Source organism: Lelliottia sp. 7254-16 (assembly GCF_002922995.1).
GTDB classification, from domain to species: Bacteria; Pseudomonadota; Gammaproteobacteria; order Enterobacterales; family Enterobacteriaceae; genus Enterobacter; species Enterobacter jeotgali.
In genome coordinates, this window is the sequence record NZ_PQVS01000020.1 from 29,744 (window position 1) to 43,331 (window position 13,588).

Annotated in this window: 13 protein-coding genes; 3 read left to right on the top strand and 10 right to left on the bottom strand. The window is 52.6% G+C overall.

All coding sequences use genetic code 11. From position 1 onward, the window contains the following. Nucleotides 1–74: 74 nt before the first annotated feature. Together yajL and panE are read right to left on the bottom strand one after the other, a co-directional pair. Nucleotides 75–668, bottom strand: coding sequence for a protein deglycase YajL (gene yajL / locus C3708_RS20725; RefSeq protein WP_103950112.1), 594 nt, complete (start codon nucleotides 666–668; stop codon nucleotides 75–77). After that, nucleotides 631–1,542 carry a 2-dehydropantoate 2-reductase gene (gene panE / locus C3708_RS20730; protein ID WP_103950113.1) on the bottom strand — a complete coding sequence of 304 codons (912 nt, stop codon included), beginning with the start codon at nucleotides 1,540–1,542 and terminating at the stop codon, nucleotides 631–633. Before panE ends, yajL begins: the two co-directional genes overlap by 38 nt. Before the next feature lie 127 nt (nucleotides 1,543–1,669). Here panE and C3708_RS20735 point away from each other — a divergent pair, with 127 nt between their 5' ends. Then, nucleotides 1,670–2,161 (top strand): YajQ family cyclic di-GMP-binding protein, encoded by a 492-nt coding sequence (locus C3708_RS20735; protein ID WP_103950114.1) that lies wholly within the window; start codon nucleotides 1,670–1,672, stop codon nucleotides 2,159–2,161. Between the two features lie 31 nt (nucleotides 2,162–2,192). On the opposite strand, the gene C3708_RS20740 is transcribed toward C3708_RS20735, so the two are convergent. The 8 genes from C3708_RS20740 to C3708_RS20775 form a co-directional block, all read right to left on the bottom strand. Further along, nucleotides 2,193–3,554, bottom strand: a complete 1,362-nt coding sequence (locus C3708_RS20740) for an MFS transporter (RefSeq protein WP_103950115.1) — start codon at nucleotides 3,552–3,554, stop codon at nucleotides 2,193–2,195. Between the two features lie 214 nt (nucleotides 3,555–3,768). After that, complete coding sequence (gene cyoE / locus C3708_RS20745; RefSeq protein ID WP_095280995.1) at nucleotides 3,769–4,656, bottom strand: heme o synthase; 888 nt, start codon at nucleotides 4,654–4,656, stop codon at nucleotides 3,769–3,771. A gap of 11 nt (nucleotides 4,657–4,667) precedes the next feature. Next, a complete protein-coding gene (locus tag C3708_RS20750; RefSeq protein ID WP_064325048.1) occupies nucleotides 4,668–4,994 on the bottom strand; it encodes a cytochrome o ubiquinol oxidase subunit IV in 327 nt (108 codons plus the stop codon). Continuing rightward, entirely contained in the window at nucleotides 4,994–5,608 is a 615-nt protein-coding gene (locus tag C3708_RS20755) for a cytochrome o ubiquinol oxidase subunit III (RefSeq protein WP_095280996.1), read from the bottom strand. The genes C3708_RS20750 and C3708_RS20755 overlap by 1 nt, the downstream gene beginning before the upstream one ends. Then, on the bottom strand, nucleotides 5,598–7,589 hold the full coding sequence (gene cyoB, locus C3708_RS20760) for a cytochrome o ubiquinol oxidase subunit I (RefSeq protein WP_095280997.1): 1,992 nt from the start codon (nucleotides 7,587–7,589) through the stop codon (nucleotides 5,598–5,600). Before cyoB ends, C3708_RS20755 begins: the two co-directional genes overlap by 11 nt. 16 nt (nucleotides 7,590–7,605) lie before the next feature. Further along, nucleotides 7,606–8,553: a cytochrome o ubiquinol oxidase subunit II gene (cyoA, locus tag C3708_RS20765; RefSeq protein WP_095280998.1), complete on the bottom strand. Its 948-nt coding sequence runs from the start codon at nucleotides 8,551–8,553 to the stop codon at nucleotides 7,606–7,608. A 479-nt stretch (nucleotides 8,554–9,032) separates the two neighbouring features. Continuing rightward, a complete protein-coding gene (gene ampG, locus C3708_RS20770) occupies nucleotides 9,033–10,508 on the bottom strand; it encodes a muropeptide MFS transporter AmpG (RefSeq protein WP_103950116.1) in 1,476 nt (491 codons plus the stop codon). A gap of 46 nt (nucleotides 10,509–10,554) precedes the next feature. After that, on the bottom strand, nucleotides 10,555–11,133 hold the full coding sequence (locus C3708_RS20775; RefSeq protein WP_095281000.1) for a lipoprotein: 579 nt from the start codon (nucleotides 11,131–11,133) through the stop codon (nucleotides 10,555–10,557). Nucleotides 11,134–11,438: 305 nt separating this feature from the next. On the opposite strand from C3708_RS20775, the gene bolA reads away from it, so the two are divergent. Together bolA and tig are read left to right on the top strand one after the other, a co-directional pair. Further along, entirely contained in the window at nucleotides 11,439–11,756 is a 318-nt protein-coding gene (gene bolA / locus C3708_RS20785; protein ID WP_095281001.1) for a transcriptional regulator BolA, read from the top strand. Nucleotides 11,757–12,088: 332 nt separating this feature from the next. Continuing rightward, a complete protein-coding gene (gene tig / locus C3708_RS20790) occupies nucleotides 12,089–13,387 on the top strand; it encodes a trigger factor (RefSeq protein WP_095281002.1) in 1,299 nt (432 codons plus the stop codon). Nucleotides 13,388–13,588: the final 201 nt, after the last annotated feature.

Consider the following 13,588-nt stretch of genomic DNA (forward strand, 5'->3'; position numbering starts at 1 on the left):
GATAGGAAGTGTGATAACTGCCGCAATTATGTGCAAAGAGAGGAAGGCTGGCATTGAGCCAGCCTGAGGGAGGATCAGGACTCGTAGTAGTTATAAATCCCAGCGGGCATCACCAGCGATGACGCTACTTCGTAGGCTTTTTCACGCCCTACCAGCAGGTCGATAATTTTGAGCGCAAAATCAATCGATGTTCCCGGTCCCTGGCTGGTCAACAGATTAACGCGCGGGTCCCAAACTACCCGTTTATCAACCCATTGCCCTTCCGGGATACGGTCTTTCAGGGTCGGGAAACCGGTCATATTGCCGAGTGGGAAGAGATTGTGCGGAACCAATACGGTGCCTGCTGCTGCGCAGATGGCGGCGACTATGCGCCCGGAAAGGTGAAACTGGCGGACGGTTTCGACCAACAGAGGACTGTCGCGAAAACACTCTGCGCCTTTCAGACCACCAGGTAGAATAATGATGTCGTAATCGCCGTCAGCCACTTCAACCAGCGGCGCATCAGCCAGCAGTTTGACGCCGCGCGAGCAAACAATCGCCAGATTGCCATCGCTGGCGACGCTGGCCGTTGTGACGCTGATCCCGCCGCGCACCAGCAAATCAATGGTGGTGACCGCTTCCGTTTCTTCGCTACCAGGGGCGAGGCATATCAGTGCCGACGCGCTCATACTCACTCTCCTTACGTTTTACCCTGTCATACAGTTGAACATTTTCCGGCACGTTGATGCCATGCGCGCGGGCGCGTTTGAGCAGGTAGCCGGTAATGTAGTCGATTTCGGTGTGCCGCTGCGCGCGCACGTCCTGCAACATCGATGAGATGTTTTCTGCCGTACTATCGATAATCTGTTCGACGTAATAACGGATATCATCTGCCGAGGTGTGGATGCCTTCGCGCTCTATCACCGCCGCCACTTCAGCACACAGCGCGGCCACTTCCAGCGGGTGGTTTTTGAGTTCACCGTTCGGGCAGTCCAGAAGCGCTGTCAGCGGATTGATCACGCAGTTAACCGCCAGTTTACGCCATAGCTGCGGGCGAATGTTATTGTGCCAGGCGACGTCGGGCAGCACGTGTTGCAGCACATCGGCGAGATAGCTGTAATCGCCGTCCTGCGCGCGCGCCGGGCCCATATGGGTGACGCCGCTCGCCACGTGGACGATGATGTTCCCGTCACGACGGGCCGCATGGGTGGTGATTGCCATCAGTAGCGGCTGGGGGATGCTTTTCAGTTCGTCGATAGTACCCATGCCGTTATGGACCAGCAAAATCGGCGTGGTGCGGGGAAGGGTGGCGGCCAGCGCTTTGACGGCATCCGAAACCTGCCAGGCCTTGAGCGTGACCAGCAACAGGTCGCTTTGCGCCAGAAAATCAGGATCGTTGGCGGTGAGCGATTCGTTAAAGATACTTCCATCTTCACTGATCAGGTTTACACTGCAATACGGCTGGGGGACGCGTAGCCAGCCTTGTACCTCGTGTCCATGTTTGCACAATGCGGTGAGCCAAAGCTGGCCCAGGGCTCCGCATCCGAGCACGGTAATTTTCATTGTTCCTCCTCACCTGCAACTGCGCCAGGCGTGTCGGTTAAGTATAGCGCCGTCAGCTAAGCTTCTGTTGAGTTATGCCTCGTTGCGGGTATTATGCAACGCAACAAAAGTAAAGGGAGAAGAAAAGATGCCATCTTTCGATATTGTTTCAGAAGTTGATATCCAGGAAGTCCGTAACGGCGTGGATAACGCTAGCCGCGAAGTTGAATCACGTTTCGATTTTCGTGGTGTAGAGGCGAGTTTTGAGCTGAACGACGCGAATAAGACCATCAAGGTGCTGAGCGAGTCTGATTTCCAGGTCAACCAGTTGCTTGATATTCTGCGCGGCAAGCTGTTAAAGCGCGGCATTGAAGGAACGTCTCTCGATGTGCCGGAAGAGTTCGTGCACAGCGGCAAAACCTGGTTTGTTGAAGCTAAGCTTAAACAGGGCATTGAAAGCGCGATGCAGAAGAAAATCGTTAAGCTTATCAAAGACAGCAAGCTGAAAGTGCAGGCGCAAATTCAGGGTGAAGAGATTCGTGTGACTGGCAAAGCGCGCGACGATCTGCAGGCAGTCATGGCGCTGGTGCGCGGTGGCGACCTGGGTCAGCCGTTCCAGTTTAAGAACTTCCGCGATTAAAACGAAAATGCCCGGCAAGCCGGGCATTTTTTCAGGCTTTGATGGCCTGTTCCACTTCGAAGCGATTCGTTACTTTACTGTCAATTTTGACGTAAGCGCTGCGCTCTTCCGGGACGATAAACACTTCACTTATCCCTTCTGTGGCTTCCAGTCGCTGTTTCAGTGTATCGCTGATCTCAACATCGTCTGGGATTTCAACCCGCAGGCTGCTGACATAGCGCGGCTCTTTCATGGTGCTGGCGACCAGCAGCCAGAGCATTGCCAACAGCGCGCCTGCGAGAAACACGGTCTGCGAATCAAATAATCCGTCTACCCAACCGCCGAGCGAGCCGCCTATCGCCACGCCAAGGAACTGGCTGGTGGAATAAATGCCCATCGCCGTACCTTTGTATCCGGCGGGGGATTCTTTGCTGATCAGCGACGGCAGCAGGGCTTCCATCAGGTTGAAGGCAAGGAAGAACAACTGCACGCCCAGGACCAGCTCCCAGAAGTGCGGTCCGGAGCCCCAGAGAACAATTTCTGCGATTAACAGCAATGCCACACAGCCCAGGAACACGCGCTTCATGCGGCGTTTCACTTCGGCGTAGATAATAAAAGGCACCACGGAGATGAAGGAGACAAGCATCGTCACCAAATAAATCTTCCAGTGCTCAGCCGCCGGGAAGCCGGCTGCTGCCAGCTGGCCGGGCAGGGCGACAAACGTAGACATCAGCAGAATGTGCAGACACATAATGCCGAAATTGAGTTTGAGCAGACGCGGTTCGACGATGACTTTACTGAAGCAGCCTTTCACCATGCCCGATTCGCGGTTCAGAACGTGATTTTTACTCTCCGGTACGACCCAAATAGTTAGCGCAATACCGACGGTGGCCAGCACGGCAATCATCCAGAAAAGGGCATTCAGGCCAAGTTTGTGGGTAATGATCGGGCCGAGAACCATCGCAATAGCGAAGGTGACGCCAAAGCTGACACCGATAAAGGCCATCGCTTTGGTACGGTTCTGTTCGCGGGTTAAATCAGAGAGCAGCGCCATGACGGCGGCAGCAATGGCCCCTGAACCTTGCAGCGCACGGCCCAGAATTATGCCCCAGATTGAGTTCGACAGCGCGGCAATCACGCTACCGAGCACAAAGATCATCAGGCCGCCGACGATCAGCGGTTTACGACCGACGCGATCGGAGAGCAGGCCGAAGGGAATCTGGAATACCGCCTGGGCCAGACCGTAGATACCAATCGCCAGACCAATTAATGCCTCGCTGGCACCCTGAAGTGCCATACCATAGGTGGTCAGAACAGGCAGGACCATAAACATGCCGAGCATGCGCAGCGAGAAAACAGTCCCTAAACCCCAGGTCGCGCGCAGTTCGCCTGGTGTCATTTTATAATCGTTCATTACCACCTCAGTTCAAAAGCAGGCACTAGTGTAGGCGGGGTGTTAAGTGCGGTAAATAGGTGTTTGTTTAAGAGATATTACGGGGTGCAAATCATTGCCGGGTGGCGGCTTCACCTTACCCAGCCTACCGAACCCGTAGGCTCGTGCAAGCGTAGCGCCGCCGGGCAAAAAAAAAGCCGGGTTATCATCACCCGGCTTTTTCAAATCAGCGTTTTTACCAGACGTAAGTCAGCAGATTGTGTGAATCCGGCACCATAAAGTCGACGGACATCATTACGGACAGCGAAGTGATAGCGACAATCGAGAACACAAACAGCTTACGTGCCCAGACTTTATCGTCTTCCACCTTGTAACCGCGTAGCGCCATACCGAGCCACCAGACGCTCACCGCAGCGGCCACCACCAGATATTTGTATCCAGCGTAACCACCCAGAGAAAGCATCAGTGTCGCGACGGCAAAGGCAATGATGTACAGCGTGATGTGATTCTTGGCGACTGAAATGCCTTTCACGACCGGCAGAACCGGGATGTTCGCTGCCTGATAATCCTTAAAGCGGAAAATCGCGATGGCGTAGGAGTGCGGCATCTGCCACAGGCTAAAGATAGCCAGCAGGATGAGCGCACCGCTGTCGAACTCGTTCGTGACGGCGCAGTAGCCAATCACCGGCGGCGCAGCGCCGGAGAGAGAACCAATCAGCGTACCGTAGACGGAGTGACGTTTCATATACAGGCTGTAGACGCCCACATACACCACGAAACCCATCACCCCCAGCCAGCAGGCCAGAGGGTTAGCACCAAACCACAGCAGCATAAAGCCAGCAATACCCAGCAACGTGGCGTACACCAGCGAGACGGTAGGGGATATCAGGCCTTTGACAAGCACCCGATTCTTGGTCCTTTCCATCTTCCTGTCGATATCCATGTCGATGTAGTTGTTAAATACACAACCGGACGCAACCACCAGCGACACTCCGATAAGCGTGGATGCAAAGAGGGTGTAATCAATGCTGCCCTTAGAGGCCAGCAGGAACCCTCCGATCACGGAGATCAGATTGCCGAAGATGATGCCTGGTTTCGTTACTTGCAGGTATTGCTTAAACATACTCGCCGCTCTTAGTGAACCATCATGTTGTAGTTGAGGTTCCACATAATCCAGATGGAACCGACTACCAGGATAGCGATGATAATCACGGTAAAGACGAAGGCCGTCATGTTCCAGCCTTCATCGGATTTGGTGTTCATGTGCAGGAAGCAAACCAGATGCACCAGAATCTGCACCACAGCAGAGATCAGGACTGTGCCCAGAATCACCGTGTGAGAAGCTGTTCCGCTCATCACCATCCAGAACGGGATTGCCGTCAGGATGATCGACAGGATGAAACCTGTCATGTAGGTTTTTACGCTACCGTGGGAAGCGCCATGATCGTTAGTATGACTCATTACATCGCCCCCATCAGATAGACAACCGAGAACACACAGATCCACACCACGTCCAGGAAGTGCCAGAACAGACTCAGGCACATGATACGGGTGCGGTTAGTATTGGTCAGGCCGCGACGATAAACCTGGAACATCAGCACCGCCATCCAGATAAGACCGGATGTCACGTGCAGACCGTGAGTACCTACCAGCGCGAAGAACGCGGACAGGAAGCCACTGCGATCCGGGCCCATGCCTTCAGCAATCAGGTGATGGAATTCATAGAGTTCCATCCCGATAAATCCAGCACCAAACAGCCAGGTCAACGCCAGCCAGGAAACGACCTGGCTCTTGTTGTTTTTGTACATGGCGATCGCCGCCATGCCGTAGGTGATGGAGCTGAATAACAGCAGAGCGGTTTCGACCAGAACGAACGGCAGTTCGAAAATGTCCTTGCCAGTCGGGCCGCCCGCTGTGCCGTTCACCAGAACGGCATAGGTCGCGAACAGACAGCAGAACAGAATGCAGTCGCTCATCAGGTAGATCCAGAAGCCGAAGACTTTCATCGGCCCTGTATCGTGGTGCGCGTGGTCATGCGCATGGGCAGTTGGGTGCGCCAAAGTATCAGTTGCCATTTTTCAGCCCCGCTTTAGAAATCTCATCGAAATGCTGGTTTTCCAGTTTTTCGACTTCACGGACTGGTACGTAGTAGTCCACGTCCTCGTCAAAGCTCTTCACAATCCAGCTGATGATCACGCCCGCGAAGCTCGCGATCGCCAGCCACCAGATGTGCCAGATCATGGCGAAGCCAAACACCGTTGCGAAGGCGGCAATCACAATGCCCGCGCCGCTGTTTTTCGGCATGTGGATCTCTTCGTAATGCTCAGGTTGCTTGTACGCTTCGCCTTTTTCTTTCATTTCCCAGAATGCGTCGCGCTCATGGATCTGCGGCACAATGGCAAAGTTATAGAACGGAGGCGGGGAAGAGGTTGCCCACTCCAGCGTACGGCCACCCCACGGGTCACCGGTCAGGTCACGGTTCTGCTCGCGGTCGCGAATAGAGACGTAGAACTGAATCAGCTGACAGGCGATACCCATCGCAATCAACACCGCACCACAGGCTGCAATCACCAGCATCGGGTGGAACTGCGGATCAATCTGCTGGCTCAGGCGACGGGTCATACCCATGAAGCCCAGCACATACAGCGGCATAAATGCGACGAAGAAGCCGACAATCCACAGCCAGAACGCGCGTTTGCCCCAGGTTTCGTTCAGCGTGAAGCCGAACGCTTTTGGCCACCAGTAGGTTACGCCAGCGAAGCAGCCGAAGACGACGCCGCCGATGATAACGTTATGGAAGTGCGCAATCAGGAACAGACTGTTGTGCAGTACGAAGTCAGCACCTGGTACCGCCAGCAGTACGCCGGTCATCCCACCTACAGAGAAGGTAACGATGAAGCCGATGGTCCACAGCATTGCTGAGTGGAACACGATACGGCCCTGATACATGGTGAACAGCCAGTTGAAGATCTTCACCCCGGTCGGAATGGCGATAATCATGGTGGTAATACCGAAGAAGGCGTTTACGTTCGCGCCCGCACCCATAGTAAAGAAGTGGTGCAGCCAAACGATGAACGACAGGACGGTAATACACACGGTTGCCCACACCAGCGAGGTGTAACCAAACAGACGTTTACGCGAGAAGGTTGCGGCGATTTCGGAGAACACACCGAAGACCGGCAGAACCAGAATGTACACCTCAGGGTGACCCCATGCCCAAATCAGGTTGATGTACATCATCATGTTGCCGCCCATATCATTGGTGAAGAAATGGGTGCCCAGATAGCGATCCAGGGTCAGCAACGCGACGGTAACCGTCAGAATTGGGAATGACGCGATAATCAGGATGTTGGCGCACAGAGATGCCCAGGTAAATACCGGCATCTTGAACATGGTCATGCCAGGGGCACGCATCTTGATAATGGTCACGAAGAAGTTAATACCGGTCAGGGTCGTACCGATACCGGAGAGCTGAATCGCCCAAATCCAGTAATCGACGCCTACGCCAGGACTGTATTCAATTCCCGAAAGCGGTGGGTATGCCAGCCAGCCGGTCTGTGCGAATTCGCCCACACCCAGTGACAGGTTAACCAGAATTACACCGACAACCGTGAACCAGAAGCTCAGGTTGTTCAGGAACGGGAACGCTACGTCGCGCGCGCCGATTTGCAACGGCACAACCACGTTCATCAGACCGATAACCAGCGGCATCGCCACGAAGAAGATCATAATCACGCCGTGCGCGGTAAAGATCTGATCGTAGTGGTGCGGAGGCAGGAAGCCAGCTTCACCTGCCGAAGCAAGGACCTGCTGGCTACGCATCATGATAGCATCGGCAAAGCCACGAATTAACATGACGATACCGACGATGCAGTACATGATACCGAGTTTTTTGTGGTCAACCGAAGTCAGCCACTCATTCCACAGGTAGCTCCACTTACCGAAGTAAGTGATCAGGCCCAGTAAGGCCGCGCCACCAATGATAATTGCAGCAATCGTAACCACGATAATCGGTTCATGGTACGGCACTGCATCCAGTGTCAATTTTCCGAACATTTTCTTCCTCGGCCCCTTAGTGAGAGGTTTCCGCGTGGCTCATGTCCATGCCTTCCATACCTTCGTGCGAGCTGTGCTCACCTTCTGGCTGAGTCATGTTCATGCTCTTCCCGTGGTCCATAAATTTGTTCACAACGTCTTTAAACAAATCAGGTTTCACGTTAGAGAAGTATTCCACCTTGTTGTATTCGCTAGGTGTCGCCACTTTATCGAATGCCGCCATGTCAGACATGGTGTTGGTAGACTGTTTCGCTTTTTCGACCCACTGGTCGAAAGCGGCACGGTCCGGCGTTGCGATAGCTTTGAACTTCATACCTGAGAAGCCCGGGCCACTATAGCTGGCGGAGATACCATCGTAGGTGCCTGCTTCATTCGCGATCAGGTGCAGGTTAGTCTGCATACCGGCCATCGCGTAAATCTGGCTGCCCAGACGCGGAATAAAGAAGGAGTTCATCACGGAGTTAGAGGTCACTTTGAACTGCACCGGAGTGTTCGCCGGGAAGGCGATTTCATTCACGGTAGCAATGCCCTGTTCCGGATAGATGAAGAACCATTTCCAGTCCATGGAGACCACTTCAATGGTAATCGGTTTTTCATCGTGAACCAGCGGTTTGCTCGGCTCAAGCGCGTGAGTGGTTTTCCACGTCAGCACGGCAAGGAACAAGATGATCAGAATAGGGACCGTCCAGACCACAGCTTCCACTTTATTGGAGTGTGACCAGTTAGGGCTATACTTCGCATCTTTATTGCTTGCACGGTACTTCCAGGCGAAACCTACTGCCATCAAAATGGCGGGGATAACGACAATCATCATCAGGCCGAAGGCCGTCAGAATCAACGAGCGTTGTTCCAGTCCAATCTGTCCTTTGGGGTCGAGAAGCGCAGAATCACAGCCACTGAGTAAAACAGTGCCTGCAAATAACGACAACCATCCCAAACTTTTATTGTATTTCCTAAGTGTCATTTAACGACCTCAATTCCACGGGGACCTGGTGGCGTTTAAAGTGTGGGGGCATTTTACGGGAAGGTTACATTACTGTAAACATCATTAGCCCTGTGTCAGGAAGGTGTTACTGGGTTCTGCCGCACGTGTCACATGTGTTGCAAATTATGTCTACTTTTAAGACAAAAGCCCCACGGGACGGGAGTTATAACGAAAGGGCCCATAAGGATACCCCAAACAGGGCAATTGGTATAACCATTGTTAAAAATAAACAATAAATTAACAAAAAAGCATCAATAAAAAGACAATTGAAATACGAAAATTTAATCTTCCCAAAGCTGAATCGTTTAATGAAAAATAGCGAAACGCTGAGGGTTCCTATAATTTCCGAAACCTATCCCGCACAAAACAACAAATATTTTTTTCAGCTGGCGTCGGTTATTTCACCGTTATAATTACATGGCGTTATTACCACGGGAAATAACCTTTCGGTTTTTGCTTCAGGTCAGCTGGGTTTTACGCAACGCCATGAAATCGAGAAGACCCCCGGTGACGATACCGAGGACCGCAAGCAGTCCGCCGACTTCCAGGAGTATTGCTTCGAACGGCAGGGCGAGTGGTGTGGACGCGTTGATAATCAACACGATCAGCCATAGCGCCAGGAGTACGCAGCCGATCATTAACAGTCGCAGTGCATAGTGATAGGCGCGCTGATATTCCGTTCGCGGCATAAAATGTTCTGTTTGCTGGGTATATTCCAGCGTCTGGCGGCAGACCAGCAAAAGCAATATTCCCGGCACGGCCGCAATCACGGAGAAGAGATAAAACGTTGGCCAACCGTGGGCCTCAACAAACCAGCCCGCAATCGGCCCGACATACACACGGCCAACAGCGGAAAGTGCAGAGAGCAGCGCAAACTGGGTCGCGGAAAACGACTTATTGCACAACGTCATGAGCAGCGCGACAAACGCCGCTGTTCCCATCCCGCCGCACAGGTTTTCAAAGAAAACAGCCGTGCCCATGCTGAACATATTTTTATCAGTGATAGAGAGCAGCCAGTAACCCGCGTTGGACGCACCCTGCAAAATGCCGAAGATAAGCAGGGCGCGGAACAGCGACAGACGCTGCATTAATACCCCGCCGTACAGCGCACCAAGAATCGTCGCAAACAGACCGAGCGTTTTGTTCACCACCCCCACTTCACCCGCATCGAAGCCTACGCCGCGAATCAGGAAAGTGGTGGTCAGGCTCATAGCAAAAGCATCGCCGAGCTTATAAAGGACGATCAGCAGTAAAATCAGCCAGGCATTGTTGCGCCCGAAGAAGTCTCGCAGTGGCTCGGCGACAGCCTGCTCGAGCGAACGAGGAACGGGGATAACATCGCTAGGCTCAGGGGCAAAAAAGGTTGTGATAATGCATGGGATCAGCAGGGCTGCCATCAGCCAGTACATTCCCTGCCAGCCGAGATAGCGGTCGGCCAGCCAAAGCGCTAATCCACCGGAAACCAGCATTCCCAGACGATAGCCCAGCACGCTGATTGCCGCACCGGCGCCGCGCTCTTCAGCCGATAACACATCCGTTTTCCAGGCATCAAAGACGATATCCTGCGAGGCGGAACAAAAGGCGATGACTACCGCCAGCGCCGCCATCCAGCGCAGTTGGGTTGACGGCTCCAGGAACCCCATTGCGGCGATCGCCAGCAACAGCAGAATCTGTGTCATCACCAGCCAGCCTCGACGACGACCGAGGAATGGCGGGGTATAGCGGTCCATCACCGGTGACCATAAAAACTTAAAAACGTAGGCCTGGCCGACAAGGGAGAAGAAACCGATGGTTTTGAGATCGATATTCTCGACCGTCATCCAGGCCTGAAGCGTGCCGGAGGTGAGGGCGAGAGGTAAACCGGAGGCGAAACCAAGGATCAGCAAAATGGCTGATTTAGGCTGCTGGAAAATGCGCAAGTAATGACTGGACATGTTTCTATATGACTGACCCGGCGAGGTGCCGGGTCAGTGTGCGGGATTAGCGCGCGTTCTGCTTGATGAATTCGTGAATGCTGGTGTCCTGCGCCATATCGGCGATGGTGTCAGTCAGCACACTATTTACCGCATTAGCAATGTTCTGGTTAGACGCCTGGAAGGCACCTTCAACCGAGTAGCTTGCGCGGTAGTTTTTGTTCATTTTATTGCCGTTCTTCGCGGTAGCGATGATGGCGATATCGGCTTTGGTGGAGATATTGTAACGCACGTTGCCTTGAGAAACGTCGGCATACAGATTGTTCACAATGATCTGCAGATCAACTGCACCGCTTGGGCCGACCATATAACCACGAGAAGTCATCTGTTTTTCCAGAACTTCTTGCAGCAGGAAACGCAGGTCGCGGGAGGCTGTGAGCGTGACTTGCTGGTTATCGCGAGTCACTTTTGCCAGCGCTTGATCCTGACGCTGATCGGCTCCGTTGATGCTCACGGTAACGCCCATCAGGCTTGGGTCCTGCTGTGGCAGAGTAATTTTTGGCGAGACGTCAATGGTGGTTGGCGGAGTGGCACAACCAGCCAGCATGAAGAGTGCTACCAGCGGAAAGAAGAGTTTTTTTAACATTTCAGGTTCTCAACGGATCGTTAGCATATAGAGCGAAAAATTGCCGCCATCATAACATCGCCAACGGCAAGGGGAAGTGGTCAACGCATGTAAATTCATCGTCTTGTCCGAAATCTGACCACCATGTGCATTTTCCTCACTGCATCTAAGGCAAAAGGTATGAGTGACACAGTAAACTTCATCCGTTTGAATGAGGAAATCAGACGAAAGCTAAATATTTGTTGTCTTGATGTAATGGAAGCGGTAAAAGCGGCTAACATTTAAAGGGATGGGTGACATCTCAGCGTTGTCAGAGGAGTAATATCATGATGATACGTGAACAGATCGAAGAAAAACTAAGGACAGCGTTTAATCCCGTGTTCCTCGAAGTTGTCGATGAGAGCTACCGTCATAATGTGCCGGCCGGTTCTGAAAGCCATTTCAAAGTCGTACTGGTTAGCGACCGCTTCGCAGGGGAACGTTTTCTGAATCGTCACCGTATGATCTACGGAACGCTGACGGAAGAACTCTCCTCTACAGTGCATGCGCTGGCCCTTCATACCTACACCATTAAAGAGTGGGAAGGGTTGCAGGATACCATTTTCGCTTCTCCACCTTGTCGAGGTGCAGGAAGCATCGCGTAAACAATCCGGGTTGCAACCGTTGGAGTTTTTCCAGTATGTTGCATACAGAATGATGTCAAAGCGGCCTGCGGGCCGTTTTGTTTTGTCTGCGTTTTGAACGTGTGGGGCGAAATTTAGGCCAAAAATAGCCTTAAATTGTGAAAAAAGCCGCAGCAAGATGCCCCAACCGTTCTCGACTCACCCAAGTGATGCCGCTATAATGCAGCGTCTTAATGAATGTCTTCGGGATGATTCTGGCGACAGGGAATGTGAATCTGCTAAAAGTGAGCATCCCGGTATTGCGAGACAAATTCAGAGTTGACCGAGCACTGTGATTTTTTTGAGGTAACAAGATGCAAGTTTCAGTTGAAACCACTCAAGGCCTTGGCCGCCGTGTAACGATTACTATCGCTGCTGACAGCATCGAAACTGCTGTGAAAAGCGAGCTGGTCAACGTAGCAAAAAAAGTACGTATTGACGGCTTCCGCAAGGGTAAAGTACCGATGAATGTCGTTGCTCAGCGTTATGGCGCTTCTGTTCGCCAGGACGTGCTGGGTGACCTGATGAGCCGCAACTTCATTGATGCCATCATCAAAGAAAAAATCAATCCAGCTGGCGCACCGAACTACGTTCCGGGCGAATACAAACTGGGCGAAGACTTCACTTACTCCGTTGAGTTCGAAGTTTATCCAGAAGTTGAGCTGAAAGGTCTGGAAACCATCGAAGTTGAGAAACCTGTTGTCGAAGTGACCGACGCTGACGTTGATGGCATGCTGGACACTCTGCGTAAGCAGCAGGCGAACTGGAAAGACAAAGACGGCGCTGTTGATGCAGAAGACCGCGTAACCATCGACTTCTCCGGTTCTGTAGACGGCGAAGAATTCGAAGGCGGCAAAGCGTCTGACTTCGTACTGGCGATGGGCCAGGGTCGTATGATCCCAGGCTTCGAAGACGGTATCAAAGGTCACAAAGCTGGCGAAGAATTCACTATCGACGTGACCTTCCCGGAAGAGTACCACGCTGAAAACCTGAAAGGTAAAGCAGCCAAGTTCGTTATCAACCTGAAGAAAGTTGAAGAGCGCGAACTGCCAGAACTGACTGAAGAATTCATCAAACGTTTCGGCGTTGAAGATGGTTCCGTAGCCGGTCTGCGTGCAGAAGTGCGTAAAAACATGGAACGTGAGCTGAACGGCGCTGTGCGTAACCGTGTGAAATCTCAGGCTATCGAAGGTCTGGTGAAAGCGAACGAAATCGACGTTCCTGCAGCACTGATTGACAGCGAAATCGACGTTCTGCGTCGCCAGGCTGCACAGCGCTTCGGTGGCAACCAGCAGCAAGCGCTGGAACTGCCTCGTGAACTGTTCGAAGAGCAGGCTAAACGCCGCGTTGTTGTTGGTCTGCTGCTGGGCGAAGTGATTCGTACCCACGAGCTGAAAGCTGACGAAGACCGCGTGAAAGGCCTGATCGAAGAGATGGCTTCTGCTTACGAAGATCCACGTGAAGTGGTTGAATTCTACGGCAGCAACAAAGAGCTGATGGACAACATGCGCAACGTTGCCCTGGAAGAGCAGGCCGTTGAAGCCGTTCTGGCTAAAGCCAAAGTGTCTGAAAAAGCCACTTCTTTCAACGAACTGATGAACCAGCAGGCGTAATTTCGCCCCAACGGTTTAAAGTTTGAACGAAAACCCGTTGCCTTCTGGTGACGGGTTTTTTTTATCGCAGTAATAGCCCAGGAAGAGTGCTAAAACGCCCTTTCAGTGTTAGCGTTACAGCAAAAGATTGTTATGCTTGAAATATGGCGATGCCGTCCCCATAAGTGTGTAATCACGATGAATGAGACTGGCTGATAATCC

Bases quoted from the DNA above. Each gene is read 5' to 3' on its own strand.
- yajL (WP_103950112.1), bottom strand. From the start codon at position 668: ATGAGCGCGTCGGCACTGATATGCCTCGCCCCTGGTAGCGAAGAAACG.
- panE (WP_103950113.1), bottom strand. From the start codon at position 1,542: ATGAAAATTACCGTGCTCGGATGCGGAGCCCTGGGCCAGCTTTGGCTC.
- C3708_RS20735 (WP_103950114.1), top strand. From the start codon at position 1,670: ATGCCATCTTTCGATATTGTTTCAGAAGTTGATATCCAGGAAGTCCGT.
- C3708_RS20740 (WP_103950115.1), bottom strand. From the start codon at position 3,554: ATGAACGATTATAAAATGACACCAGGCGAACTGCGCGCGACCTGGGGT.
- cyoE (WP_095280995.1), bottom strand. From the start codon at position 4,656: ATGTTTAAGCAATACCTGCAAGTAACGAAACCAGGCATCATCTTCGGC.
- C3708_RS20750 (WP_064325048.1), bottom strand. From the start codon at position 4,994: ATGAGTCATACTAACGATCATGGCGCTTCCCACGGTAGCGTAAAAACC.
- C3708_RS20755 (WP_095280996.1), bottom strand. From the start codon at position 5,608: ATGGCAACTGATACTTTGGCGCACCCAACTGCCCATGCGCATGACCAC.
- cyoB (WP_095280997.1), bottom strand. From the start codon at position 7,589: ATGTTCGGAAAATTGACACTGGATGCAGTGCCGTACCATGAACCGATT.
- cyoA (WP_095280998.1), bottom strand. From the start codon at position 8,553: ATGACACTTAGGAAATACAATAAAAGTTTGGGATGGTTGTCGTTATTT.
- ampG (WP_103950116.1), bottom strand. From the start codon at position 10,508: ATGTCCAGTCATTACTTGCGCATTTTCCAGCAGCCTAAATCAGCCATT.
- C3708_RS20775 (WP_095281000.1), bottom strand. From the start codon at position 11,133: ATGTTAAAAAAACTCTTCTTTCCGCTGGTAGCACTCTTCATGCTGGCT.
- bolA (WP_095281001.1), top strand. From the start codon at position 11,439: ATGATGATACGTGAACAGATCGAAGAAAAACTAAGGACAGCGTTTAAT.
- tig (WP_095281002.1), top strand. From the start codon at position 12,089: ATGCAAGTTTCAGTTGAAACCACTCAAGGCCTTGGCCGCCGTGTAACG.